The following is a 23,021-nucleotide window of genomic DNA, read 5'->3' on the forward strand; positions in this document are numbered from 1 at the left end:
CCTGGGGACCTCTCCGGGGCTTCTTCGTATCAGGGCCGCTCCAGGCGGTAGACGGCGCTCAGTTCGCCGGGCTCTCCGGCTCCGATGTGGGTGTCGGGCTGGCGGACCATGCCAATCTTCTCGAGCACCCGCTGAGAGCCCAGGTTGTCGAGGTGGGTGAAGCCGATCAGGTGGTCCACGCTGGTGATCCTGAAGACGAAGTCCGCCACCCCGCGAGCAGCCTCGGTGGCGAGGCCCTGGCCCCAGGCCTCCGGCAGCAGGGCGTAGCCGAGCTCCAGCTCGCCGGTGTGCTCCCAGAAGCTGACGCCGGCCCGGCCGACAAAGCGGCCGTCGCGCCGGAAGGCCAGCCACTTGGAGTGGCCGCGCTCGGCCTGTTCGGCCACGAACTCGCTGACGGCTTCGCGGACCTTCTCGTCGGACCAGACGCCGCCGAAGTAGCGGCCGACTTCTGGGTCGCGGTGGAGGCGCGCCATCAGGTCGAAGTCGTCGGGCGTGAAGGGCCGGAAGGCCAGGCGCTCGGTAATCAGGATCGGTTCGGCCATGGGCGCGTGTTGTAGCGGCCGCTCGCGCGTTATGTCAGGGGAGGCGGAAAGAAGGAGCTCTTCGTTGCGCATCATCCTCATGAGCCTGCTGGCGCTGGTGTTGGCATCCTGCGCCTCGGTGCGGAAGCTGGATGCGGCGAACGACGTCCACGCCCTGCTGATCTCCATCCGCGACAACGACCAGGCGGCCTTCGACAGCCACGTCGACAGGGCGGCGCTGAAGGGCGAGATCGAGCGGCGCCTGGTGGCCGAGGGGGCGAAGGACAGCCGGCTGGGCGGGTTGGCAGCCATCCTCGCCCCCGGCCTGGCCGAGCTGGCGGGCGAGACGCTGGTCCAACCCAGCGTCTTCAAGTCCGTGGCCGAGCACTACGGCTATACGGCGCAGACGAAGATCCCCGGCCCGCTGGCCATTTCCCAGGCGCTCAAGCCCATGCCGGACGGCCGCATCTGCGCCACGCGGTCGAAGGGCGGCCCGTGCCTGCTGTACTTCACGCAAGGGACCGGACGGCCGCTGGCGGCTCTCGGGGTTCGAAGGCGAGGTGAAGGACTTCAAGCTGAAGGTCTGATCGCGCTAGGCTCGTCCCGGACGGGAGGGACCGCATGGGCTACCAACAGGCGCTTTCCGAGTACGAGACGTCCCGCTTCCGCCACAGTCGATGGACGCGGGATGTCTATCGCCGCGGCTCGGGGCCGGCGGTGATCGTGATCCACGAAATGCCCGGCCTGCACCCCGAGGTGATCCGCTTCGCCGACCGCGTGGCGGAGGCCGGGATGACCGTCTTCTGTCCGGTGCTGTTCGGCGTGCCGGGGCGGCCGGCGAACCATCCGGGCAGCCTGCTGACCATGCTGGGCGGACTTTGCGTCCGCTTCGAGTTCAACGTCTGGAAATCCGGGAAGTCGAGTCCGATCGTCGACTGGCTGCGGGCGCTGGCCCGGCACGCGCACGCCGAGTGCGGCGGCAAGGGCGTGGGCGCGGTCGGCATGTGCTTCACAGGCGGCTTCGCGCTGGCGATGGTGACCGAGCCGTCGGTGGTGGCGCCGGTGCTCTCGCAGCCGTCGCTGCCGATGCGGGACAAGGCGGCCATCGACGCCGGTCCGGACGAGATCGCATGTGCGCGCCGCCGCCACGCCGAGGAGGGGCTGAAGGTGAAGGGCCTTCGTTTCAAGGGCGACCCCTTCGTCACCGACGCGCGCTTCCGCACCTATGCCGAGGCGCTGGGCGAGGCCTTCGAGCCGACGAGCATCGATCCCGAGCACGCCAAGCCGGGCGGCCTTCCGCATCCGCATTCGGTGCTCACGATCAACCTGCGCGAGGACGGGCCGACCAAGCAGGCCGAGCAGGACGTGATCGCCTTCTTCCGGGAGCGCACGGGCGCCTAGGTCCCCTGGGGTGGACTTCCGAGCCCCACGCGCCTAGAAGCGCGCCCTTCGCCTGCAGGGGGACGTCCGATCCGTCCCTCAGGCCGTGAGGTTCTGAAGAGATGAAACGCCCCCAATCAAAGGGCCCCCAGGGGCCGTCGCAGCGCCAGCTCCGCGCCGGCGAGCTGGTCCGCCATGCCCTCGTGGAGATCTTCCGCGAGGAGGAGATCAACGACCCGGCCCTGGCCGGCGTCTCGGTGACCGTGACCGAGGTGCGGGTGAACCCGGACCTGCGCCATGCCACCGTGTTCGTGGAGCCGCTGGGCGGCGAGCATGCCGACGAGGTGGTCAAGGCGCTGAACAAGCACTCGAAGTTCGTCCGCGGGCATCTTGGGCGCATGATCGACATGCGCTTCACGCCCGACTTGCACTTCCGCCACGACGAGAGCTTCAACGAGGCCGCGCGGATGGCGAAGCTGTTCGACGATCCCCGCGTGCGCCAGGACCTGACGCCTCAACCGCCCTCGGACAGCTGGAAGGACGAGGACTGATGGCGCGCCGGAAGCGCGGCCAGGCGATCTCGGGCTGGCTGAACCTGGACAAGCCCTACGACCTGGGCTCGACCCATGCGGTGAGCCGCGTGCGGCGCATCTTCGATGCCCAGAAGGCCGGCCACGCCGGAACCCTGGATCCGCTGGCGACCGGCGTGTTGCCGATCGCGCTGGGGGAGGCGACCAAAACCGTCCCGTTCCTGATGGACGCCGACAAGGCCTACCGCTTCACCATCGCGTGGGGCCGCACGACCGCCACCCACGACCGCGAGGGCGCGACGCTGGCGGAGTCCGACCTCCGCCCCAGCGTGGCGGAGGTCGAGGCCGTGCTGCCCAGGTTCGTGGGCGAGATCCTGCAGGTCCCGCCGGCGTTCTCGGCCATCAAAGTGGACGGCGAGCGGGCCTATGATCTGGCGCGTGCGGGCGAGACGGTGGAGCTGGAGGCCCGGCCGGTGACGATCCATTCGGCGCGGGTGGCCGCCGCCGACGACGTCGATCACGTGACCATCGAGGTGGAGTGCGGCAAGGGGGACCTATGTGCGCGCCATTGTCCGCGACCTGGCCGACATGCTGGGCGCCTGCGGCCATGTGAGCGAGCTGCGCCGCACCCGAGTGGGGGCGTTCACCGAGGAGAACGCCGTCACGCTGGATATCCTTGAGGATTTAGGGCATAAGGCCCGCCAATCGGAGGCCCTGCTTCCGGTCGAGACCGCGCTGGACGACATCCCGGCGCTGGCCGTGACCGACGAAGACGCCTTCCGATTAAAGCAGGGACGATCGATCGTTCTCGTTCCCCGACAGGTCGAACAGGTGAAAGCCCGGCTCCGCCCGGGCGAACGCACCGTTTCGGCCACATCGGGCGGATCGGTGGTGGCGCTCTGCGAGATGCGTGCGGGACGGCTCGAACCCTCGCGCGTCTTCAACCTTTGACCAGAGCGGAGAAACCCGATGTCGATCACGGCGGACCGTAAGGCCGAACTCATCAAGACCCATGCCCGCGGCGAAGCGGACACGGGCAGCGCCGAAGTCCAGGTGGCGATCCTTTCCGAGCGGATTGCGAACCTCACCGAACACTTCAAGACGCACAAGAAGGACAATCACTCGCGCCGGGGCCTGCTGAAGCTGGTCTCCCAGCGTCGCTCGCTCCTCGACCACCTGAAGAAGTCCGACGCGGCTCGCTATCAGGACCTGATCGAGAAGCTGGGTCTGCGCCGCTAGTTGGTTTTCCGAGGGCCCCCGGGATCACCGGCGGGCCCTCGACGCATTTCCCGCCACGCCTCCGAGACAGGCCGGAGGACACCGTGGCGGGCCAGGGCGGCCCGGACGCCGGGCGCTCTTTCCATCCGTGAGGGTTCGACCGAAATCCTCGCCCCGCCTGTCTGACTGGAGAGGATTTCGGAAGTCCGACGCCCTGTCCGCCCCCGCCGGGAATACGCCCGCGGGATGAGAAAGAAGCCAAAATGTTCGATATCAAGCGCAAGACGATCGAGTGGGGAGGCAAGACCCTCACGCTCGAAACCGGCCGCATGGCCCGCCAGGCCGACGGCGCCGTGCTGGCCACCTACGGCGAGACCATGGTGCTGGCGACGGCGGTGTACGCCAAGAGCGCCAAGCCGGGTCAGGACTTCTTCCCCCTGACCGTCAACTACCAGGAGAAGTTCTACGCCGCGGGCAAGATCCCCGGCAGCTTCCCCCGTCGTGAGGGCGCGCCCTCGCAGAAGGAAACCCTTACCAGCCGCCTGATCGACCGGCCGATCCGTCCGCTGTTCGTGAAGGGCTTCAAGAACGAGGTGCAGGTCGTCACCACGGTGTTGGCCCACGACCTTGAGAACGATCCGGACATCGTCGCCATGGTGGCGGCCTCGGCCGCCCTGGTGATCTCGGGCGCCCCGTTCATGGGTCCGATCGGCGCCGCGCGCGTCGGCTATGTGAACGGCGAATACGTGCTGAACCCGACTCTCGACGAGATGAAGGAAAGCGCCATGGACCTCGTCGTCGCCGGCACGGCCGAAGCGGTGATGATGGTCGAATCCGAGATCAAGGAACTCTCGGAAGAGGTGGTTCTGGGCGGCGTGACCTTCGCGCACAAGGGCATGCAGCCGGTGATCGACGCGATCATTGAGCTGGCCGAACACGCGGCCAAGGAGCCCTTCGACTTCCAGCCGGAAGACACCGACGCCCTCAAGGCCAAGGTGAAGGACGTGATCGGCGCGGACCTGCGGGCCGCCTACCAGATCATGAAGAAGTCGGACCGCTACGCGGCGTTGTCTGCGGCCAAGGACAAGGCCGTCCAGACGTTCGCCAAGTCGGACGCCAATCCCGACGGCATCGATCCGCTGAAGCTGATCGGCGTCTTCAAGGAACTGGAGGCTGACATCGTCCGCCGCTCGATCCTCGAGACCGGCAAGCGCATCGACGGCCGGACCGTCGACCAAGTCCGTCCGATCCTCGGCGAAGTGGGTGTCCTGCCCCGCGCCCACGGCTCGGCGCTGTTCACCCGCGGCGAGACCCAGGCCTTGGTCGTGGCCACCTTGGGCACCGGCGACGACGAGCAGCTGATCGACGCCCTCGAAGGCAAGTACTACGAGAAGTTCATGCTGCACTATAACTTCCCGCCGTTCTCGGTCGGGGAGACGGGCCGCATGGGCGCGCCGGGCCGCCGCGAAGTCGGCCACGGTAAGCTGGCGTGGCGGGCGATCCGCCCGATGCTGCCGTCGTACGAGGAGTTCCCCTACACGATCCGCCTGGTCTCGGAGATCTTCGAGTCGAACGGCTCGTCGTCGATGGCCTCGGTCTGCGGCTCGTCGCTGGCCCTGATGGACGCCGGCGTCCCGCTGAAGAAGCCGGTCTCGGGCATCGCCATGGGCCTGATCCTCGAAAGCGACGGCTTCGCGGTCCTCTCGGACATCCTGGGCGACGAGGACCACCTCGGCGACATGGACTTCAAGGTGGCCGGTACGGCCGACGGCATCACGTCCCTTCAGATGGACATCAAGATCGCCGGCATCACCGAGGAGATCATGAAGAAGGCCCTCGAGCAGGCGAAGGGCGGCCGTGACCACATCCTCGGCGAGATGAACAAGGCCATGACGGCGCCGCGCGCCGAGCTAGGCGAGTTCGCGCCGAAGATCGAGTCCATCAAGATCGCGGTCGACAAGATCCGCGAAGTGATCGGTTCGGGCGGCAAGGTGATCCGCGAGATCGTCGAGAAGACGGGCGCCAAGATCGACATCGGCGAAGACGGCACGATCAAGATCGCGGCCGCCGACCAGTCGAAGATCGACGCGGCCAAGGACTGGATCAAGTCGATCGCCTCGGAACCCGAGGTCGGCGCGATCTACACCGGCAAGGTCGTGAAGGTCGTCGACTTCGGCGCCTTCGTGAACTTCTTCGGCGCCAAGGACGGCCTGGTTCACGTGAGCCAGATCTCGAACCAGCGCGTCGAGAAAGTCTCGGACGTCCTGTCGGAAGGTCAGATGGTCAAGGTGAAGCTCCTGGGCTTCGACGACCGCGGCAAGACCCGCCTCTCCATGAAGGTCGTCGACCAGGAGACCGGCGAGGACCTGTCGAAGAAGGAAGAAGCCGCGACCGAAGAGGCGTAGGCCTCGGACGTCACGGACGCGTTCGGAAGGCGGCCGGAGCGATCCGGCCGCCTTTTTTTTTTCGCGAGAACCACGCCGATGCCCAGGCGAGGGACGACGCGTCCGTCCGGCCACCTCTCCGTCCCTGAGCGGCGGAAGCTTCGCTTTAGGCGGGGCCGTTCGGGTATGCTCGTCGGATGGCCACCGTGCGCAGCCCTCGATCCCGCATCGCGCTCCTGCTGGGCGGGGCGTTCGTCCTGCACAATCTGGAAGAGGCGCTGGCCGTTCCCCGCATGTATGCCGCCATCCGCGGCCACTGGGGCGCGGCGCCGGAACCGCGCGCCTTCCTTGGCCTGCTCGCCGTCGCGACGCTGCTCGGCCTGGCGATGCTGGCCTGGGCCGGTGGAGGATCCGAGCGCCCCTTGAAGCGGACGGCGCTCGCTGGCCTCGCATGGATACTGCTGTTGAACATCCTGCTTCCGCACGTTCCGGCGGCGGTCGTGCTGGGCGGCTATGCCCCGGGCGTCGCCACCGCCCTGCTGATCAATCTGCCGGTCGGCCTGTTCGCCCTGCGCACCCTCCGCCAGACGCGTCGGCGCTGAACGCAAAAGGCCCGCCCTCGCCGGCGGGCCCTCCGTCGCTCTCCAAGTCGCCTGGGCTAGCCGCGCAGCTTGCGCAGCAGCACGTCGATGTCGCGCGCGATGGCGGCGTCTTCGGCCTTCAGGGCCTCGATGCGGCGCACGGCGTGCAGGACGGTCGTATGGTCACGCCCACCGAAGCGGCGGCCGATGTCGGGCAGAGACCGCGTGGTGATCTGCTTGGCCAGCCACATGGCGACCTGACGCGGCCGGGCGACCGCGCGGGCGCGGCGTTCGGAAATGAGGTCGGCCTGCTTCAGCGCATAGTGTTCGGCGACGGTCTTCTGGATCATGTCGACGGTCACCTTGCGCTCGGTGACCGAAAGATGAGGCCTGAGGATGCCCTGGGCCTCGTCCAGCGTCAGGCGGGCGATGTCGCCGCCCACGCGGGCCACCAGGGTGTTCAGGGCGCCTTCCAGCTCGCGCACGCTGTCGGTGAACCGGTCGGCGAGGAATTGCAGCACCTCGCCGCGCGCCGCGGGCACGAAGCGGCCCTGGGTGGCCAGGGTCTGCAGCTTGCGCTCCAGGATGCCCAGGCGAAGGGTGCGGTCGGCGGGCTCGATGCCGCAGACGAGACCCGCCTGCAGGTGCGAGCGCAGGCGCGGCTCCATCTCGGACAGCTCGGTCGGCGAGCGGTCGGCGGTCAGCACCACCCGGCGACCGTCCTCGACGAGGGCGATCAAGGTGTGGAACAGCTCTTCCTGCGTCTGGGTCTTGCCGGCGACGAAGTGCACGTCGTCGATCAGCAGCAGGTCGGCGTTGCGCAGGTCGTCCTTGAACGCCTGGGTCTGCCGGTCCTGGATCGCCTTGACGAAGGTCGTCGTGAAGCGCTCGGCGGTCAGATACACGACGCGCCTGTCCGGCGCGCTCTTCATGGCCTCCCAGGCCAGGGCGTTCAGCAGGTGGGTCTTCCCGAAGCCATAGGGCCCGTGGAACAGCACCGGATTGAAGTGGCCGTCCGACCAGTTGGCCACGCGGCGGGCCACGGCAAAGGCGAATTCGTTGGCCGGACCCGAGACGAAGGTCTCGAAGGAGAAGCGGTCCTGAAGGCCCAGAAGACGTCCCTGGCGGGCGGCGACGGGTGCGGCGACCTCCGCCTCCACCTCGAACACCTGCGGCGTCTCAGGCGCATTCGCCGCCGCCGGGGCGGGGATGGGCGTATGGGCGGCCATGCCGGCGGACTCCACTTCCATCCTGGACTTCAGGTCCAGCCTGCGACCCAACGGATCGTTTTGCGCCCAGAGCTCGCCGATCCGGCGCCACGCATGGCGGCGGATCCAGTCCCGCGCGACCCCGGTGGCGGCGACCACGCACACTTCCTCGGCGGTCTCCCGCAGCGCGGCCTGACCCAGCCACGAACCGAACGTGGCCTCTCCCAATTCGTGCTTGAGAACCTGGCAAGTCTTCGTCCACACGGCCCCTGCCGGCGCACTTGCCATAGCTCCCGCAGCCCCCCTGCTCGTCATCCCTAACGACCCCATCGAACATCGACGACGCGGCCGGGCCCCGAACCCCCAGCCAGCGAATTTTCCCAACGCAAACAGACTCTTATCCGGCGAACACATGTGCTCCGCCGGCGTCCCGCTGTGATCCGCGAGATCATTAAAAGACGCCTGTAAGACCGCTGAGACTAGTCGGGGGCCGTGGCCGGTCAACGGTGATTCTTCGCGCTGTCGACGGATATTTCGGTTGACTCACAAGCAGCCCCTTAGCGCCCAAGGGAAAGCCCAAAAAACCGGTCAGCAAGCTGAGCAGATTTGCCGCAGAGGTCGCACGGGTCGCAGGCGCCCGGTACAGTTTCTGCTCTCGGGAAACAGCCGAAATCGCGTCCGAAAAACCCGTATGGAAGTCCGCGTCGAGAGCACGCGAAAACGTGACCGTAGCGTGGTCCGGCGCGCACGAAAAAACAGCGCCCGGAGCCGGACGCTGTTTCCCAAAATCCTAGCGGTGAAGGTGGGGGCCGAAGGCCCCCGTCCGCAGCTTTAGGCGGCCGACAGCTTCTTCAGCTGGGCGGCCAGGCGCGACACCTTGCGCGAGCCGGTGTTCTTGTGGACCACGCCCTTGCTGACGGCGCGCATCAGCTCGGACTGGGCCTCGACGAAAGCGGCCTTGGCGGCGCCGGCGTCGCCCGAGGCCACGGCCTCGTCGAACTTGCGCAGGAAGGTGCGCACGCGCGAGCGGCGGGCGGTGTTCACTTCGGTGCGGCGGGCGATCTTGCGGACCGCCTTCTTGGCGCCGGGCGTATTGGCCATTCGTCTAAGCTCTCAAAACGGATCGCGCCCGGCCGGAACCGGGCGGGCAAAATTGGAGGCGCGGATATACGCAAGCCGCGCTCCCGGGTCAAGGCGAGTTGCGCCGCGCTCAGCGCCCCTTGAAGTCGGGCTTCCGCTTCTCGACGAAGGCCGCCATGCCCTCCTTCTGGTCCTCGAAGGCGAACAGCGAGTGGAACAGGCGGCGTTCGACGGCCACGCCGGCGGTCAGGGTCGTCTCGTAGGCGGTGTTGACCAGCTCCTTGTTCATCATCACCGCCAGCGGCGACTGGGACGCGATCTTGGCGGCGGCGGCCAGCGCCTCGTCCAGCAGCTTGTCGGCCGGGACGACGCGGGAGACGAGGCCCGCGCGCTCGGCCTCGGCGGCGTCCATCATCCGGGCGGTCAGCATCATGTCCATAGCCTTGGACTTGCCGACGAAGCGGGTCAGCCGTTGGGTGCCGCCGATGCCGGGCATGACGCCGAGGTTGATTTCCGGCTGGCCGAACTTCGCCGTCTCGGAGGCGATGATGAAGTCGCAGAGCATGGCCAGCTCGCAGCCGCCGCCCAGGGCGAAGCCGGACACGGCCGCGATGATAGGCTTGCGGAACTGTTCGATCCGCCGCGCCGCGGCGGTGAAGAAGTCCAGGGCGAACATCTGGGCGTAGGTCTTGTCCGACATCTCCTTGATGTCGGCGCCGGCGGCGAAGGCGCGGTCCGAGCCGGTCAGGACCAGGCAGCGGACGGCCTCGTCGGCCTCGGCGGCGTCCAGCGCCCGGGAGAGCTCGCCAAGCAGGGTGCTGTTCAGCGCGTTCAGCGCCTCGGGCCGGTTCAGGCGGATCAGGGTGACGCCCGCGCTGGGGCTCTCGACGATCAGGGTCTCGAAGCTCATGTGGCTCCCTCTTCGCTGGAGCCCGCGACTTACGGCCCCGTGACGGAATAGCCAAGCGCCCGCAGCCTCGCCGGCACCCCGCCTTCGCCGATCAGGTGGCCCATTCCCACCACCACGACGGTCCGTCCCTGGCCCTTCAGGCGTGTGTCGAGGGTGCGGACCCAGCGAGCGTTGCGGTCGTCGACGAGGCGGCGGAACAGCAGCGGCGATGCGCGGCGGAGCGGCTGCAGCGCCTCTCGGTCGATGGTCGCGATGTCGCCGGCCGCCCAGGCCGCGACCAGCTTGTCGAAGGCCTGCGGGTCTTCCTCCATTTCGCGCAGGGTCTCGCGAAGCGAGGCGATCTGCTCGACCTCGGGCGCCTCGTCGAAGATGGCGAGCTGTTCGCCGGGCGTCTCGAAGGCGCGGCGTCGCGCGGTGGCCGGAGCGGCGGCCTCCACGGCCTTCTCGACGCCGTTCTCCAGACCCGCCCCCGAGCGCCGGAAGGCGGCGCCGGCCAGGGCGAGCTCGGCGAGCCACGGCTCCAGGCGGTCGAGCATGGCCTTGTCCACGCCGTAGGCTTCGGCGACGCGGACCAGCCGGGCGGAGTCGGCCGGCGGCAGCCGGGTGAACAGGGACTGGCCCGGCGGCAGGACGCCGCGTTCCCCGGCCAGTCGAGCGCTCTCCTGTTCGGCGGCGGGGCCGGGCGGCAGCTCGAACCAGAGGTCGTCGGCGTGCCGCAGGGCTGCGGCGAGCGCCGGCGGTTTCCAGGCCATGCCGGGCGGCAGGACGTGGACCGATCCGAACAGCACCATCTCGGAGTCGGCGTCCTTCACTACCCACACGGGCGGGCCCTTCGGCGGCTGCGCGGCGGCGGGCGCGCTGGAGGCGAGGACGAGGGCGGCTGCGGCCGCCAGGACGCTGCGGATCATGGGCGGGTTATTTCTGGCAAACGGGGCAATAGAAGGTCGAGCGTCCGGCCTGGACCTGGCGGGCGACGACGCCGTGGCAACCGTCGTTTGTACAGGGGCGGCCCTCACGGTCGTAGACGCGGAAGCTGTGCTGGAAGTAGCCCAGGGCCCCGTCGGCCTGGGCGTAGTCGCGCAGGGTGGAGCCGCCGGCGGCGATGGCCAGGCGCAGCACCTCGCGAATGGCGTCGACCAACGGCCCGAGCTTCTTCGCCGGAATCTTGCCGGCCGGCTTGAACGGGCTGATCCGCGCCCGGTGCAGGGCCTCGCAGACGTAGATGTTGCCCAGGCCCGCGACGATGCGCTGGTCCAGCAGCAGGGTCTTGGGACCCTGTTTGCGGCCCTTGAACGCGGCCTTCAGACGCTCCGCGTCGAACGACTCTGACAGCGGTTCGGGGCCCAGCTCGGCGAACCACGGATGCAGGTCAATCGTGGCCGTGTTGACGAGCGCCATGTAGCCGAACCGGCGCGGGTCGTAATAGGTCACGCGCACGCCTTCGTCGGTCTCGAAGACGACGTGCGCGTGCTTGGGGTCCGGATCCGGCGCGTACTTTCTTGTTGGGCCGTCGATCGTCGCGCTCCGCGCTCCCGACCCGACGACGGCCTGGCTGGTGAGGGGATGGGCGATCTCGAAGCGGCCGCTCATGCCGAGGTGCATGACGAGGGTGTCCTCGCGGTCGAGGCGGGCCATCAGGTACTTGGCGCGGCGCTCCATCTTCACGACCGTGGCGCCGGTCAGCACCTGCACGAAATTGTCGGGAAAGGGGAAGCGCAGGTCGGGCCGGCGGGCCACGACGCGGACCAGCCGGCGGCCCTCCAGCACGGGGGCGAGGCCGCCGCGGACCGTCTCGACTTCGGGCAACTCGGGCATGGGTTCTCGCTTGGCACGGCCTTGCTGGTCAGTCGAGGGCTGAGCCGCTAAGACGCGCCCATGACCGGACCCACCGCCACCTTCGGCTTCCGCGATGTCGACGCCCGCGAGAAAGCGGGCCTGGTGCGCGGCGTCTTCGACCGCGTGGCCCGGCGCTATGACCTGATGAACGACCTGATGAGCGCGGGCGTGCACCGGCTCTGGAAGGACGCGACGGCGGCCCGGCTGAACCCGCAGCCTGGCGAGGTGATCCTGGACGTCGCGGGCGGCACCGGAGACATGGCGCGGCGCTTCGCGAAGATGGCGCGGCGGGTGCAGCTGCGCCGGGGCGGCGCCGACGCCCAGGTGGTGGTTATCGATTACAACGCCGAGATGGTTGCGCAGGGGATCGAGCGCGGCTTTGAGCCGGAGATCGTCTGGGCCGTGGGCGACGCCCAACGTCTGCCCGTGCCGGATCGCACGGCCGACGCCTATGTGATCAGCTTCGGGATCCGCAACGTGACCGACATCCCCGCGGCTCTGCGAGAGGCGAGGCGGGTGCTGAAGCCGGGTGGGCGGTTCCTGTGCCTGGAGTTCTCGCATCCGGTCACCGAGCCGCTGCGGAAGGCCTACGACGCCTATTCGTTCAAGGTGATCCCCGAGATCGGGGCGCGCGTGGCGGGCGACCGCGAGAGCTACCAATATCTCGTCGAGAGCATTCGACGGTTTCCCGACCAGAAGCGTTTCGCCGCCATGATCGGCGAGGCGGGCTTCTCCCAGGTGGGCTACACGAACTTCACGGCGGGCGTGGCCGCGCTCCACACCGGCCGGGCGATCTGAGGCCATGGCGGGGCCGGGCGCCTTCCTGCGGCTGATCGGGGCCGGCTGGACGCTCGTCCGCAACGACGCCCTGCTGCCGCGCGAACTGGATGCGCTGTATTCGACCGGCGTGCGGACGGCGGCACGGGTCCTCCGCCTGTTCTGCGGGCGCCAGGCCAGGATCGGGCGCCCCGGCGAGCGGCTGGCGCGCTCGCTCGAGCGGCTGGGGCCGGTGGCCATCAAGCTGGGGCAGCTGCTGTCGACCCGCGCCGACATGTTCGGCCGCGAGTTCGCAGAGGACCTTTCAAGACTGAAGGACCGGCTGCCGCCATTCCCCACGGCGGTCGCGCGGGCGGAGGTGGAACACTCGCTCGGCCGCCCCATCGAGACGCTGTTCGCCAGCTTCGGCGAGCCGGTGGCGGCGGCGTCGCTGGCCCAGGCGCACGATGCGGTCCTGCTCGACGGACGGCGCGTGGCGGTGAAGGTGCTGCGGCCGGCGATCGCCCGGCGGGTGGCCGACGACGCCGAGGTGCTGGATCTCGCCGCGCGGCTGATCGACCGCTGGGTCCCGCCGGCGCGGCGGCTCGAACCCAGGGGCTTCGCCGAGACGGTGATCCGCGCCACCGAACTGGAGCTCGACCTGCGCCTCGAGGCGGCCGGCGCGGACGAGATGGGCGAGGTGATGGCGCAGGACGGCTACATGGCCGCGCCGGTCGTCGTCTGGGACGGGGTCGGCAAGCGGGTGCTGACCATGGAATGGGCCAAGGGCCGGCCGCTCTCGGACGAGGGCGTCCTGACCGACCCGGCCTTCGACCGCAAGGCGCTCGCCGACAACCTGATCCGCGCCTTCCTCGCCCAGGCGCTGGACCACGGCGTGTTCCACGCGGACCTGCACGAGGGGAACCTGTTCGTCGCTGCGCCGGCTCAGATCACCGCGGTGGACTACGGCATCATCGGCCGCCTGGGGGCGCCCGAGCGCCGCTACCTGGCCGAGATCCTCTGGGGCTTCCTGAACCGCGACTACCCGCAGATCGCGCGGGTGCACTTCGAGGCCGGCTACGTCCCGGCCCGCCACAGCGTCTCGGCCTTCGCCCAGGCGCTGCGGGCGGTGGGCGAGCCGATCTTCGGCCGCGCGGCCGCCGACGTCCCGATGAGCCGGGTGCTGACCCAGCTGTTCGAGATCACCGCGCTGTTCGACATGCGGCTTCGGCCCGAGCTGGTGCTGCTGCAGAAGACGATGATGACGGTCGAGGGCGTCGCCCGGCGCATCGACCCGGAACACGACATCTGGGCCGCCTCCGAGCCTGTAGTCCGCCGGTGGATCGCCCGCGAGCTCTCGCCCGCGACCCGGCTGAAGCGCTTCGCCGGAGAGGCCGAGGTCGCCATGCGCAACTTGGCCCGCCTGGCCCAGAACCCGCCGACGCCCACCGCGGTGGCCGTGGTCGAGGAGCGCCGTGAAGCGCATCCGCTGCTCTGGTTCGCCCTCGGCGCCGTTGTGTCGGCGGCGGCGTTCCTCGCGGGCGTCGCGCTGGGCTAGGCCTAGGCGTCGTCGTCGGCGGCGCGGCGGGCTTGGCGGGTCTGGCCGCCCTGGGCGCGCCTCGCTTCGCGGGCCTTGACCTCTTCCCAGTAGGCGGGGCCGTCGTCGGGCTTGAACATGGTGCGCGGCGCGCCGTCCCTGGTCGCGATGGCGAAGACGTTGCCCTTGGGGTCGTAGAACAGGGTGTCCCCGTTCGTGCGGTCAAGCGTCAGCGTGCCGCGCGGCGGCTTCTCCACGAAGGCGTGGGCCTTGCGGACGAACTCGTCGAGGGTGTCGGCGCCGAAGGCCTCGCCGTTGCGCTCGAAGGCGCGCTGGGCGTTGGCCTCGGCCGAAAAGCGGCGGCTGGCGGACCACATCGGCTTGCCGTCGACCAGCTTCACCGGATCGTTGCGATGGTCGACGCGGCTGTCGCCGCCGGCCGGCGTATCGTCGCGCGCCGTCTCTCGGGGGACCGCCATCTGCGTCCCGGCAGCCTGCTGCTGAGCCACCGCCGAAGGGCCGTTGTCGCAGGCGGCGAGCGCCAGCACCGCTACGCCGGCGCCGACCAGCAGCGCCATCCTTACCCGGGCCATCTCGTTCTCTCCGTCCATAGTCGAGCTAGAACGAATGAAGAACACAGCTGCGTGGGTTTGTCGAGTCCCTGGCCTCGGTGCGCGGCTTCGCCTACATCAGGGCCCTCTTTCGCAAGGGGGCGGCGAGCCTTGGACGAGAAGCGGGTGCTCCTGATCGTCGGTGGCGGCATCGCGGCCTACAAGGCCCTTGAGCTGACGCGGCTGCTGCGCAAGGCGGGCGTAGGCGTGCGGCCTATCCTGACCCGGGCCGGGGCCGAGTTCGTCACCCCGCTGTCGCTGTCGGCGCTGGCCGAGGACAAGGTCTATTCCGAGCTGTTCTCGCTGACCGACGAGGCCGAGATGGGCCACATCGAGCTGTCGCGCTCGGCCGACCTGGTGGTCGTGGCGCCGGCGACGGCTGACCTAATGGCCAAGGCCGCGAACGGCCACGCCAGCGACCTGGCGTCGACGACCCTGCTCGCCACAGACAAGCGGGTGCTGATGGCGCCGGCCATGAATGTGCGGATGTGGGAGCACCCAGCGACGAGACGGAACCTGGCGACGCTGAAGGCCGACGGCGTACTGTTCGTCGGGCCCGACGAGGGCGCAATGGCCTGCGGCGAGTACGGCGAAGGCCGGATGGCGGAGCCGGGGGCGATCTTCCAGGCCATCCAGGACGCGCTGGCCGGCGCCGGCGCCCGCCCGCTGACAGGCCGGCGTGCGATCGTCACGGCCGGCCCGACGGCCGAACCGATCGATCCGGTGCGGGTGCTGACCAACCGCAGCTCGGGCAAGCAGGGCTACGCCATCGCCAGCGCGCTCGCGGAACTCGGGGCGGACGTGACGCTGGTCAGCGGGCCCACGGGTTTGCCGGCTCCGGCGGGCGTCACCCGCGTGAATGTCGAGACGGCGCGCGAGATGCTGGCCGCCTGCGAGGCCGCGCTGCCGGCCGACATCGCCGTCTGCGTCGCGGCCGTGGCCGACTGGCGTCCGGATAGCGTCGGCGCGGGCAAGATCAAGAAGGGGGCGGGCGCCCCGCCGGTCATCGGCCTGGTGGAGAACCCCGACATCCTGGCGACGCTCAGCCAGTCGAAGGCGCGGCCGAAGCTGGTGGTCGGCTTCGCCGCCGAGACCGACGACGTCGAGGCCCACGCCATGGCCAAGCTGAAACGCAAGGGCTGCGACTGGATCGTCGCCAACGACGTCTCGATCGAAGGCGTGATGGGCGGCGACCGCAACGCCGTGGCCATAGTCTCCACGGCTGGAATCGAGCGATGGGACGACGCGCCGAAAGCCGAGGTGGCTCGGAAGCTCGCCGCCCGCATCGCTGAGGAAATCTCGAAGTGAACCCGACCGTCCCGATCCTGCGCCTGCCCCACGGCGAGGGCCTGCCGCTGCCGGCCTATGAGACCGCCCAGGCGGCGGGCATGGACCTCCGCGCCGCGGTGGCGGACGGCGAGACCCTGACGATCAAGCCGGGCGCCCGCTCCGCCGTGCCCACGGGCTATGCCTTCGCGCTGCCGGCCGGCTACGAGGCGCAGGTGCGGCCACGCTCGGGCCTGGCGCTGAAGTCCGGCGTCACCTGCCTGAACACCCCGGGCACCATCGACGCCGACTACCGCGGCGAGGTGAAGGTGATCCTGGCCAACCTCGGCGAGGAAGACTTCCACGTCAGGCGCGGCGACCGCATCGCCCAGCTGGTGGTCGCGCCGGTGGTGCAGGCGGCGTGGACGGAGGTGCAGTCCCTGGACGAGACGGCGCGCGGCGCGGGCGGCTTCGGGTCGACGGGGTCGAAGTAGCCTTTAGAGCGGCGGCGGCTGGAAGCCGCGGATGTCCTCGTCGATGGACTGGGCCAGCGCCAACAGGCGGCCGTCAGCGCCCGGCGGGCCGATGAGTTGCGCCCCGATTGGCAGGCCCGATGCGCTGAGGCCCGCGGGCACCGCGGTGGCCGGGAGGCGCAGCGCCGCCGGAAGCGCGATCCACTGGAGCATTGAGACATATGGCCAGGTCGCGCCGTCCGAGCCCTTCAGGATGCGCTTCTGGAACGGCCGGGGGTCGTGCGGGAAGGCCGCGGTCGGGGCGATCGGCGCGAGGATCGCGTCGAACCGGTCGAAGAGGCCGAGGATCTCGTGGCGCAGCCGGGCGCGCACGGCGTCGGCGGCGAGCCAATCGGTGTGTCGGGCGGTGTAGGCCACCGTCATCGCTGCAGTGGACAGCGGGCCCGCCCCGCGGCGCAGGGCCAGTTTGGCCAGCGGTCGGGTGAACTCCATCGACCGGACCAGACGGGGCGGCAGGTCCTCGCCCAGAACCGCGCCCAGCAGCGTCTGGTAGGCGCCGAGCAACTGGTGGGCGTCGACCGGGCTTGTGATCGGCTCCACGCTCGCGCCAGCGGCGCCGAGCTCGCCGGCCAGACGCAGCACGGCGTCCCGAACTTGCGGATCGAGCGCGAACAGCGGTTCATCGACCCAGAGCGCGATGCGGGCCGAGGTGAGGTCGGCGCCGGGCGCCCGGGCCGCCAGGGGGCCCCCTCGATCACCGACAGCAGCAGCCGCAGGTCTCGGGCCGAACGCGCCATCGGGCCCACCACGTTGAGGTCGCGCTCGGCGAAGGAGCCCGGCGCCGGCGGCACATGTCCGCGCTGGCTGACCATGCCCCACGTGGGTTTGTGGGCGAAGACGCCGCAGAAGCTGGCGGGGACGCGCAACGAGCCGCCAATGTCCGACCCGATCTCGATCGGCGTGACCCGCGCGGCGAGGGCGGCCGCCGCGCCGCCCGACGAGCCTCCAGGAGTCCTCGCAGGATCCCAGGGATTGCGGGCCGCCCCGTAGAGCGGGTTGGCGCTCTGCCAGTCGGCCGCCATGACCGGCACATTGGTCTTGCCCCAGATGACGGCGCCGGCCTGCCGCGCACGCGCCACGGCGTCGGCGTCCTCGACCTGCCGACGGCGCAACTCGGCCAGGCCGGACGAGGCGGCCATGCCGGCCACGTCGAAGGTGTCCTTCACGGTCATGGGCACGCCGGCCAGTGGCCCCAGGGCGTCGCCCTTGGCGCGGTGGTCGTCGATGGCGCGGGCGCGGTCCAGAGCGCGCTCGAGATCGACGGCGACCACCGCGTTGAGGGTCGCGTGCGTCTGTTCGTGGCGGGAAAGGACGGCCTTCAGCGCCTCGACCGCCGACACCCGCTTGCCGGCGAGCGCCTGGGCCAGCGCAGTGGCGTCGAGCTCGGCCAGGTCGGCCACTAGGGCTTCATCCCGAGCACGTCCTGCATGTCGTACTCGCCGGGCGGGCGGCCTGCGACCCAGCGGACGGCGGCGAGGGCGCCGCGAGCGAACAGCGTCCGGTCGCGGGCGGAATGGCTCAGCGTGAGGATCTCGTCCTCTGCGGCGAACATGACGCTGTGCTCGCCCACCACGCCGCCGCCGCGGATCGCGGCGAAGCCGATCTCGCCGACCGGGCGCTCGCCGGTGATGCCCTCGCGGCTCTTGCGGGCGTGCTGCTCCAGCGTGACGCCCCGGCCCTCGGCGACGGCCGCGCCCAGCATCAGCGCCGCGCCCGACGGCGCATCCACCTTGCGACGGTGGTGGGTCTCGACGATCTCCACGTCCCAGCCCGCGGCCGGCAGCGCGCGTGCCGCCCGGTTCACCAGGCCCATCAGCATGTTGAGCCCCAGCGAGAAGTTGCCCGCGCGGACGATCGGGATGCGCTGAGCCGCCTCGGCGATGATCGCCAGCTGGCCGGCGTCGAAGCCGGTGGAGCCGATGACCAGGGCCTTGCCGGCGGCGGCCACCTTCGGTGCGAGTTCCGCCGAAGCCGGGGCGATGGTGAAGTCGACCACCACGTCGCAGGCGGCGATGGCGAGCTCAGCGTCCGTCAGGCCGTCGCCGGTCGCGCCGGGCTGGTCGAAGCGGCCGGCCAGGACGAAGGCGGGATCCTTCGACAGCGTATCGGTGACGACCCGGCCCATGCGGCCGAGGGCGCCGGCGACGGCGATCTTGATGGGTGCGGCCACGACGCCTCCGGGAAAACTCGGCGGAAGGTCACGCGAGCCGGGGCGCGGGGTCAAGGCAGGTGTGGGAGCGCCGCGACTCCCTCGCGGCGCTCCCGCCGAAGCCGCTGCCGGGGAAGGCGGCGGCCGCGGCGCTCAGGCGGCCTGGCGGTACTCGGCGAATTCCTCGCCGAGGGCGCGGGCGACGGCGGGGCGGGCGCGGAGCCGGTCGCGGTAGGCGATCACCGCCGGGTAGGCATCGAGATCAAACTGCACGGCCTGGGCCCAGTTGAGCACGGCGGCCAGGTAGGCGTCGGCGACGCTGAACTCGTCCAGCAGCCACTCGCGGCCGGCCAGGTGTTCATCAAGGTAAGCGAAGCGCTCGGCGCCGGCCTCACGCGCCACCATCTTCGCCGCATCGTCGAACCTCGGGCTCAGCAGCGGCGTGAAGACGAATTTGTGCAGTTCCGACGCGATGAAGTTCAGCCACTGCTGCAGGCGGTAGCGCTGGAACCCGGCCGGCGCGAGCTGCGCCTGAGGATAGGCGTCGGCGATGTACTGCAGCACCGCGGCGTTCTCGGTCAGGATCTCGCCCTCGGGTGTGCGGATCGCCGGCACCAGGCCCTTGGGGTTGATGGTGCGATAGTCCTCGCCTCCGGCGGTGCGGCCTGAGCGGGTGTCAACGCGGTGGAAACGCGGCTCGGCGCCGGCCTCGTAGAGCGCGATACGGCTGGCCAGCGAGCAGGCGAGGGGCGAATAATAGACGTCCATGGGAAGGCTGCGTCCTCTGCGGTTGATATTCGTACCGTTCCGCACAAAATAGCGGCGGTCAAGGATTGTTTGCGGAATGGTACAAAAAGGGCTCCGGCGCGGTCGCGCGGCCGGCCGCGCAGCTTCGATCCGGATCAGGTGCTGGAGAAGGCCCGCGCGGTGTTCTGGAACCAGGGCTATGCAGCCACGTCGCTGGACGACCTGGTCGCCGCCACGGGGCTGAACCGGCCCAGTCTCTATGCCGCCTTCGGCGACAAGCGCGCGATGTACCTGGCGGCGCTGGGTCGCACGCGCGACGAGGCGCTCGCTTCCCTCCGGCGGGGGCTGTCGGCCGACCGACCGTTGCGCGACGTGATCGCGTCCATCCTCGAGCGGGCGAACGAGGTCTATCAGGCCGGCGATCTGGCCCAGCGCGGCTGCTTCGTCACCGGAACCGCGATCACCCAGTCGGTGGAGGATCCGGAGGTCCGCGCGATCGCGGCCGGCTTCATCGACGCCACCGAGGCGCTGTACCGGGCGCGGTTCGAGAAGGACGCCGATCAGCTCGCGCCCGGCGTCCGGCCCGCGGCGGCGGCGGCCATGATCACGGCGACGATGCACACGCTGTCAGTGCGGGCCCGCACCGGCGCGGCGCGCGAGGCGTTGAAGCGTGTGGCGGACGCGGCGCTGGAGATGCTGTTCCCGCCATGAGAAAGGCGGCCGCGTCGCCGCGGCCGCCTTCCCACCATCGTCCCTCGTGGCTTCGAGGGAGCCTACTTCTTCAGCATCTGTTGGATCTCGGCCTGGGTGGCGTTGATCGTCGCCGAGCCGTCGGCGACGCCCAGGTTGGCCGCGTCGACCGCGAAGGTCTCGGCGCCCATCTTGATCGTGGCCATGGTCTTGCCGCCGTCGGCCTTGACGTCGCTGACTTGGCCGATGCTCGCGCCGGTCTTGTCCTTGACCGTCATGCCGGCCGTGACGCTGGCGTTCGCGCCGGCGGCGCCCGCATCGGGCGCGACGGCGCCGGCGTCGGCCGACGTGTCAGCGGTCGTTCCGGACGTCGAGCCGGTCGCGTCCCCGGTCGTCGCGCCTGCCTGTGCGCCCGTCGTCGCTTCAGCCGGCGGCGTGGAGTCCGCGGTCGAAGTGGTCTGGGCGAACGCCGGCATGGCGAGGCCGAGCGCCGCGACGGCCGCGGCGGCGGAAAGGACTTGTCTCATAGAGCATGCTCCCTGCACGCCCCCACACCCCTGCAGGGGATGAAACTGCCCACCGGCCGTACGGGTTCCGAGCGCACGCGAATTTGTCGGGGCATGGATTTCCGCCGGCGTCCGCTTCCCCAGCGTAAACTTATCTTCGGGGCAAGGTTGTTTACGGCCCCGCCGCTCTATAGGTTGCGCGCCTTCCTGACCCGCGCCCAGCCAAGGGGGCCCTGACGCGCGCATGAGCGACGCCGAGAAACGCACCTTCACCGACGAGGAGGCCCTGAGCTTCCACCGTCTGCCCCGCCCGGGAAAGATCGCCATCGCGGCCACCAAGCCGATGACGACCCAGCGCGACCTTTCGCTCGCCTATTCGCCGGGCGTGGCGGTGCCGGTGCTGAAGATCGCCGAGGATCCCGAGGCGGCCTACGACTACACGTCGAAGGGCAACCTGGTGGCGGTGATCTCGAACGGCACCGCCATCCTGGGCCTGGGCGACCTGGGCGCGTTGGCGTCCAAGCCGGTCATGGAGGGCAAGGGCGTCCTCTTCAAGCGCTTCGCCGACGTGGATGCCATCGACGTCGAGGTGGCCTCCAAGGACGCCGACGAGATCATCACGGTGGTGAAGAACATCGGCCTGACCTACGGGGGCATCAACCTCGAGGACATCAAGAGCCCCGAGTGCTTCCGGATCGAGACCGAGCTGCAGGAGCTGCTCGATATCCCGGTCTTCCACGACGACCAGCACGGCACGGCGATCATCTCGGCCGCCGGGCTGATCAACGCCTGCCACATCACGGGCCGCGACCTGAAGGACGTGAAGGTCGTGCTGAACGGTCCCGGCGCGGCGGGCATCGCCACGCTGGAGCTGATCAAGGCGATGGGCGTGCCGCACGAGAACGTCATCGCGGTCGATCGCAAGGGCGTGCTGTACCGCGGCCGCGCCGAGGACATGAACCAGTGGAAGTCGGCGCACGCCGCCGACACCGACAAGCGGACGCTGGCCGAGGCGCTGGAAGGCGCCGACGTGTTCATCGGCCTGTCGGCCAAGGGCGCTCTGTCGGGCGAGCTGGTCAAGAAGATGGCGCCGAAACCGATCATCTTCGCCATGGCCAACCCCGATCCGGAGATCACCCCGGAGGAGGTCTATGCGGTGCGCCCCGACGCCATCGTGGCGACCGGGCGGTCCGACTATCCGAACCAGGTGAACAACGTCCTGGGCTTCCCCTACATCTTCCGCGGCGCGCTGGACGTGCGCGCCCGCCGCGTGAACATGGAGATGAAGATCGCCTGCGCGAACGCGCTGGCCCAGCTGGCCCGCGAGGACGTGCCGGACGAGGTGGCCGCGGCCTACCACGGCACGCAGCTGAAGTTCGGGCCCGAGTACATCATCCCGACCCCGTTCGACCCGCGGCTGATCTGGTACATCCCGCCCTTCGTCGCCCAGGCGGCGATGGACACGGGCGTGGCCCGCAAGCCGATCGAGGACATGGACGCCTACCGCGCGGCGCTCGCCCAGCGGCTCGATCCCACGGCGGCGTTCCTCCAGAAGCTGCAGGGCGCGGTGCTGGCCGGGCCGAAGAAGAGGATCGTGTTCGCAGAGGGCGAGGAGCCCAGTGTCATCCGCGCGGCCTATGGCTTCCAGTCCAGCGGGCTGGGCGAGGCGATCCTGGTGGGCCGCGAGGAGCTGGTGCACGAGAACATGCGGCTGGTGGGCCTCGACCCTTCGGAAGCCAAGCTCTCGATCATCAACGCGCGCCTGTCGCACTGGAACGCCGACTTCACCGACAGCCTGTACAAGCGCCTGCAGCGCGAGGGCTATCTGCGCCGCGATGTGCAGCGGCTGATCAACCAGGACCGCAACGCCTTCGCCGCCTCGATGGTGGCGCACGGCCACGCCGACGGCATGGTCACCGGCGTGACGCGGGCCTACGACCAGGTGCTGGAAGAGGTGCTGCGGGTGATCGATCCCGCGCCGGACGGCCGGATCATCGGCATGAGCGTGGTGCTCGCCAAGGGCCGGACGCTGTTCATCGCCGACACCAACGTCACCGAGATGCCCGACAGCGAGGACCTCGTGGAGATCGCCATCGAGGCGGCCCGCGCGGTGAAGACGCTGGGCTACAAGCCGCGCGTGGCCTTCCTCTCCTACTCGGCCTTCGGCAACCCGATGGGCGAGCGCTCGGAGAAGGTGCGGCAGGCCGTGGCCATGCTGGACGAGATGGACGGTGTCGACTTCGAGTACGAGGGCGAGATGCCGCCCGAGCTGGCGCTGGAGCCGGAGCGGCGGGGCAACTATCCGTTCATGCGGTTGTCGGGCCCGGCCAATGTGCTGATCATGCCGGCCATCCACTCGGCGGCCATCTCGACGCAGCTGCTGAAGTCGATCGGCGGGGCGACGGTGATCGGCCCGATCCTGCTCGGCCTCGACAAGGCGGTGCAGATCTGCCCGCTGGCCGCCTCGGTGTCGCGCATCCTGCAGCAGGCCACGCTCTGCGCCTACGACCGCCCGTTGGCCGAGGTCGAGAGCTGATGCGGGCGGTCATCCGCAAGCTGTCCTAGAGGTCGCGCGCCG

The 23,021-nt window shown here is 69.9% G+C and carries 23 protein-coding genes and 2 pseudogenes; 13 read left to right on the plus strand and 12 right to left on the minus strand.

The window, feature by feature from the left end; translation table 11 throughout:
* Positions 1–29: 29 nt before the first annotated feature.
* Complete coding sequence (locus LRS10_RS07440) at positions 30–542, minus strand: GNAT family N-acetyltransferase (RefSeq protein WP_257836690.1); 513 nt, start codon at positions 540–542, stop codon at positions 30–32.
* 64 nt (positions 543–606) lie between these two features.
* Between LRS10_RS07440 and LRS10_RS07445 the strand changes: the two genes are divergently transcribed.
* The 7 genes and pseudogenes from LRS10_RS07445 (at position 607) to LRS10_RS07475 (ending at position 6,635) form a co-directional block, all read left to right on the plus strand.
* Positions 607–1,242, plus strand: coding sequence for a DUF2939 domain-containing protein (locus LRS10_RS07445; protein ID WP_257836691.1), 636 nt, complete (start codon positions 607–609; stop codon positions 1,240–1,242).
* On the plus strand, positions 1,143–1,922 hold the full coding sequence (locus tag LRS10_RS07450; protein WP_257836692.1) for a dienelactone hydrolase family protein: 780 nt from the start codon (positions 1,143–1,145) through the stop codon (positions 1,920–1,922). The genes LRS10_RS07445 and LRS10_RS07450 overlap by 100 nt, the downstream gene beginning before the upstream one ends.
* Positions 1,923–2,023: 101 nt before the next feature.
* Positions 2,024–2,452, plus strand: coding sequence for a 30S ribosome-binding factor RbfA (gene rbfA / locus LRS10_RS07455; protein ID WP_257836693.1), 429 nt, complete (start codon positions 2,024–2,026; stop codon positions 2,450–2,452).
* A pseudogene (gene truB, locus LRS10_RS07460) lies at positions 2,452–3,382 on the plus strand (tRNA pseudouridine(55) synthase TruB). The gene rbfA and the pseudogene truB overlap by 1 nt, the downstream one beginning before the upstream one ends.
* Positions 3,383–3,400: 18 nt before the next feature.
* On the plus strand, positions 3,401–3,670 hold the full coding sequence (gene rpsO / locus LRS10_RS07465) for a 30S ribosomal protein S15 (protein WP_257836694.1): 270 nt from the start codon (positions 3,401–3,403) through the stop codon (positions 3,668–3,670).
* Between the two features lie 242 nt (positions 3,671–3,912).
* The gene (pnp, locus tag LRS10_RS07470; RefSeq protein WP_257836695.1) at positions 3,913–6,054 is read left to right on the plus strand and encodes a polyribonucleotide nucleotidyltransferase; all 2,142 of its coding nucleotides are present in this window, start codon (positions 3,913–3,915) and stop codon (positions 6,052–6,054) included.
* Between the two features lie 176 nt (positions 6,055–6,230).
* Positions 6,231–6,635, plus strand: a complete 405-nt coding sequence (locus LRS10_RS07475; RefSeq protein ID WP_257836696.1) for an HXXEE domain-containing protein — start codon at positions 6,231–6,233, stop codon at positions 6,633–6,635.
* Between the two features lie 56 nt (positions 6,636–6,691).
* On the opposite strand, the gene dnaA is transcribed toward LRS10_RS07475, so the two are convergent.
* The 5 genes from dnaA to mutM all read right to left on the minus strand — a co-directional run bounded on the left by dnaA (position 6,692) and on the right by mutM (position 11,627).
* Complete coding sequence (gene dnaA, locus LRS10_RS07480; protein WP_374569625.1) at positions 6,692–8,137, minus strand: chromosomal replication initiator protein DnaA; 1,446 nt, start codon at positions 8,135–8,137, stop codon at positions 6,692–6,694.
* A gap of 516 nt (positions 8,138–8,653) precedes the next feature.
* Positions 8,654–8,923 (minus strand): 30S ribosomal protein S20, encoded by a 270-nt coding sequence (rpsT, locus tag LRS10_RS07485; RefSeq protein ID WP_257836698.1) that lies wholly within the window; start codon positions 8,921–8,923, stop codon positions 8,654–8,656.
* Between the two features lie 109 nt (positions 8,924–9,032).
* A complete protein-coding gene (locus LRS10_RS07490; RefSeq protein WP_257836699.1) occupies positions 9,033–9,812 on the minus strand; it encodes an enoyl-CoA hydratase in 780 nt (259 codons plus the stop codon).
* Between the two features lie 29 nt (positions 9,813–9,841).
* Entirely contained in the window at positions 9,842–10,720 is an 879-nt protein-coding gene (locus LRS10_RS07495; RefSeq protein ID WP_257836700.1) for a TraB/GumN family protein, read from the minus strand.
* A 7-nt stretch (positions 10,721–10,727) separates the two neighbouring features.
* The gene (mutM, locus tag LRS10_RS07500) at positions 10,728–11,627 is read right to left on the minus strand and encodes a bifunctional DNA-formamidopyrimidine glycosylase/DNA-(apurinic or apyrimidinic site) lyase (RefSeq protein WP_257836701.1); all 900 of its coding nucleotides are present in this window, start codon (positions 11,625–11,627) and stop codon (positions 10,728–10,730) included.
* Between the two features lie 60 nt (positions 11,628–11,687).
* Here mutM and LRS10_RS07505 point away from each other — a divergent pair, with 60 nt between their 5' ends.
* Together LRS10_RS07505 and ubiB are read left to right on the plus strand one after the other, a co-directional pair.
* Complete coding sequence (locus LRS10_RS07505) at positions 11,688–12,446, plus strand: class I SAM-dependent methyltransferase (RefSeq protein ID WP_257836702.1); 759 nt, start codon at positions 11,688–11,690, stop codon at positions 12,444–12,446.
* 4 nt (positions 12,447–12,450) lie between these two features.
* On the plus strand, positions 12,451–13,962 hold the full coding sequence (ubiB, locus tag LRS10_RS07510) for a 2-polyprenylphenol 6-hydroxylase (protein WP_257836703.1): 1,512 nt from the start codon (positions 12,451–12,453) through the stop codon (positions 13,960–13,962).
* Positions 13,963–13,964: 2 nt separating this feature from the next.
* Here the strand turns inward: ubiB and LRS10_RS07515 are convergent, their stop codons facing one another.
* Positions 13,965–14,534 carry a hypothetical protein gene (locus LRS10_RS07515; RefSeq protein ID WP_257836704.1) on the minus strand — a complete coding sequence of 190 codons (570 nt, stop codon included), beginning with the start codon at positions 14,532–14,534 and terminating at the stop codon, positions 13,965–13,967.
* 129 nt (positions 14,535–14,663) lie between these two features.
* Here LRS10_RS07515 and coaBC point away from each other — a divergent pair, with 129 nt between their 5' ends.
* Complete coding sequence (coaBC, locus tag LRS10_RS07520; RefSeq protein ID WP_257836705.1) at positions 14,664–15,860, plus strand: bifunctional phosphopantothenoylcysteine decarboxylase/phosphopantothenate--cysteine ligase CoaBC; 1,197 nt, start codon at positions 14,664–14,666, stop codon at positions 15,858–15,860.
* The gene (gene dut, locus LRS10_RS07525) at positions 15,857–16,312 is read left to right on the plus strand and encodes a dUTP diphosphatase (RefSeq protein ID WP_257836706.1); all 456 of its coding nucleotides are present in this window, start codon (positions 15,857–15,859) and stop codon (positions 16,310–16,312) included. Before coaBC ends, dut begins: the two co-directional genes overlap by 4 nt.
* Positions 16,313–16,315: 3 nt before the next feature.
* Here dut and LRS10_RS25010 read toward each other — a convergent pair whose 3' ends face one another.
* From LRS10_RS25010 to LRS10_RS07540, 4 genes and pseudogenes are all read right to left on the minus strand, one after another.
* A complete protein-coding gene (locus tag LRS10_RS25010) occupies positions 16,316–17,032 on the minus strand; it encodes an amidase family protein (protein ID WP_374570940.1) in 717 nt (238 codons plus the stop codon).
* Positions 17,020–17,751: pseudogene (locus LRS10_RS25015) on the minus strand (amidase family protein); the annotation flags it as partial. The gene LRS10_RS25010 and the pseudogene LRS10_RS25015, both read right to left, overlap by 13 nt.
* Complete coding sequence (gene dapB, locus LRS10_RS07535; RefSeq protein ID WP_257836707.1) at positions 17,751–18,521, minus strand: 4-hydroxy-tetrahydrodipicolinate reductase; 771 nt, start codon at positions 18,519–18,521, stop codon at positions 17,751–17,753. The pseudogene LRS10_RS25015 and the gene dapB, both read right to left, overlap by 1 nt.
* 132 nt (positions 18,522–18,653) lie before the next feature.
* Complete coding sequence (locus LRS10_RS07540) at positions 18,654–19,268, minus strand: glutathione binding-like protein (RefSeq protein ID WP_257836708.1); 615 nt, start codon at positions 19,266–19,268, stop codon at positions 18,654–18,656.
* Between the two features lie 138 nt (positions 19,269–19,406).
* Between LRS10_RS07540 and LRS10_RS07545 the strand changes: the two genes are divergently transcribed.
* The gene (locus tag LRS10_RS07545) at positions 19,407–19,958 is read left to right on the plus strand and encodes a TetR/AcrR family transcriptional regulator (RefSeq protein WP_257836709.1); all 552 of its coding nucleotides are present in this window, start codon (positions 19,407–19,409) and stop codon (positions 19,956–19,958) included.
* Between the two features lie 62 nt (positions 19,959–20,020).
* On the opposite strand, the gene LRS10_RS07550 is transcribed toward LRS10_RS07545, so the two are convergent.
* Complete coding sequence (locus tag LRS10_RS07550; RefSeq protein WP_257836710.1) at positions 20,021–20,464, minus strand: hypothetical protein; 444 nt, start codon at positions 20,462–20,464, stop codon at positions 20,021–20,023.
* Positions 20,465–20,687: 223 nt separating this feature from the next.
* Between LRS10_RS07550 and LRS10_RS07555 the strand changes: the two genes are divergently transcribed.
* Entirely contained in the window at positions 20,688–22,979 is a 2,292-nt protein-coding gene (locus LRS10_RS07555) for an NADP-dependent malic enzyme (protein WP_257836711.1), read from the plus strand.
* Positions 22,980–23,021: the final 42 nt, after the last annotated feature.

The organism is Phenylobacterium sp. J426, assembly GCF_024699945.1.
Lineage (GTDB): Bacteria > Pseudomonadota > Alphaproteobacteria > Caulobacterales > Caulobacteraceae > Phenylobacterium.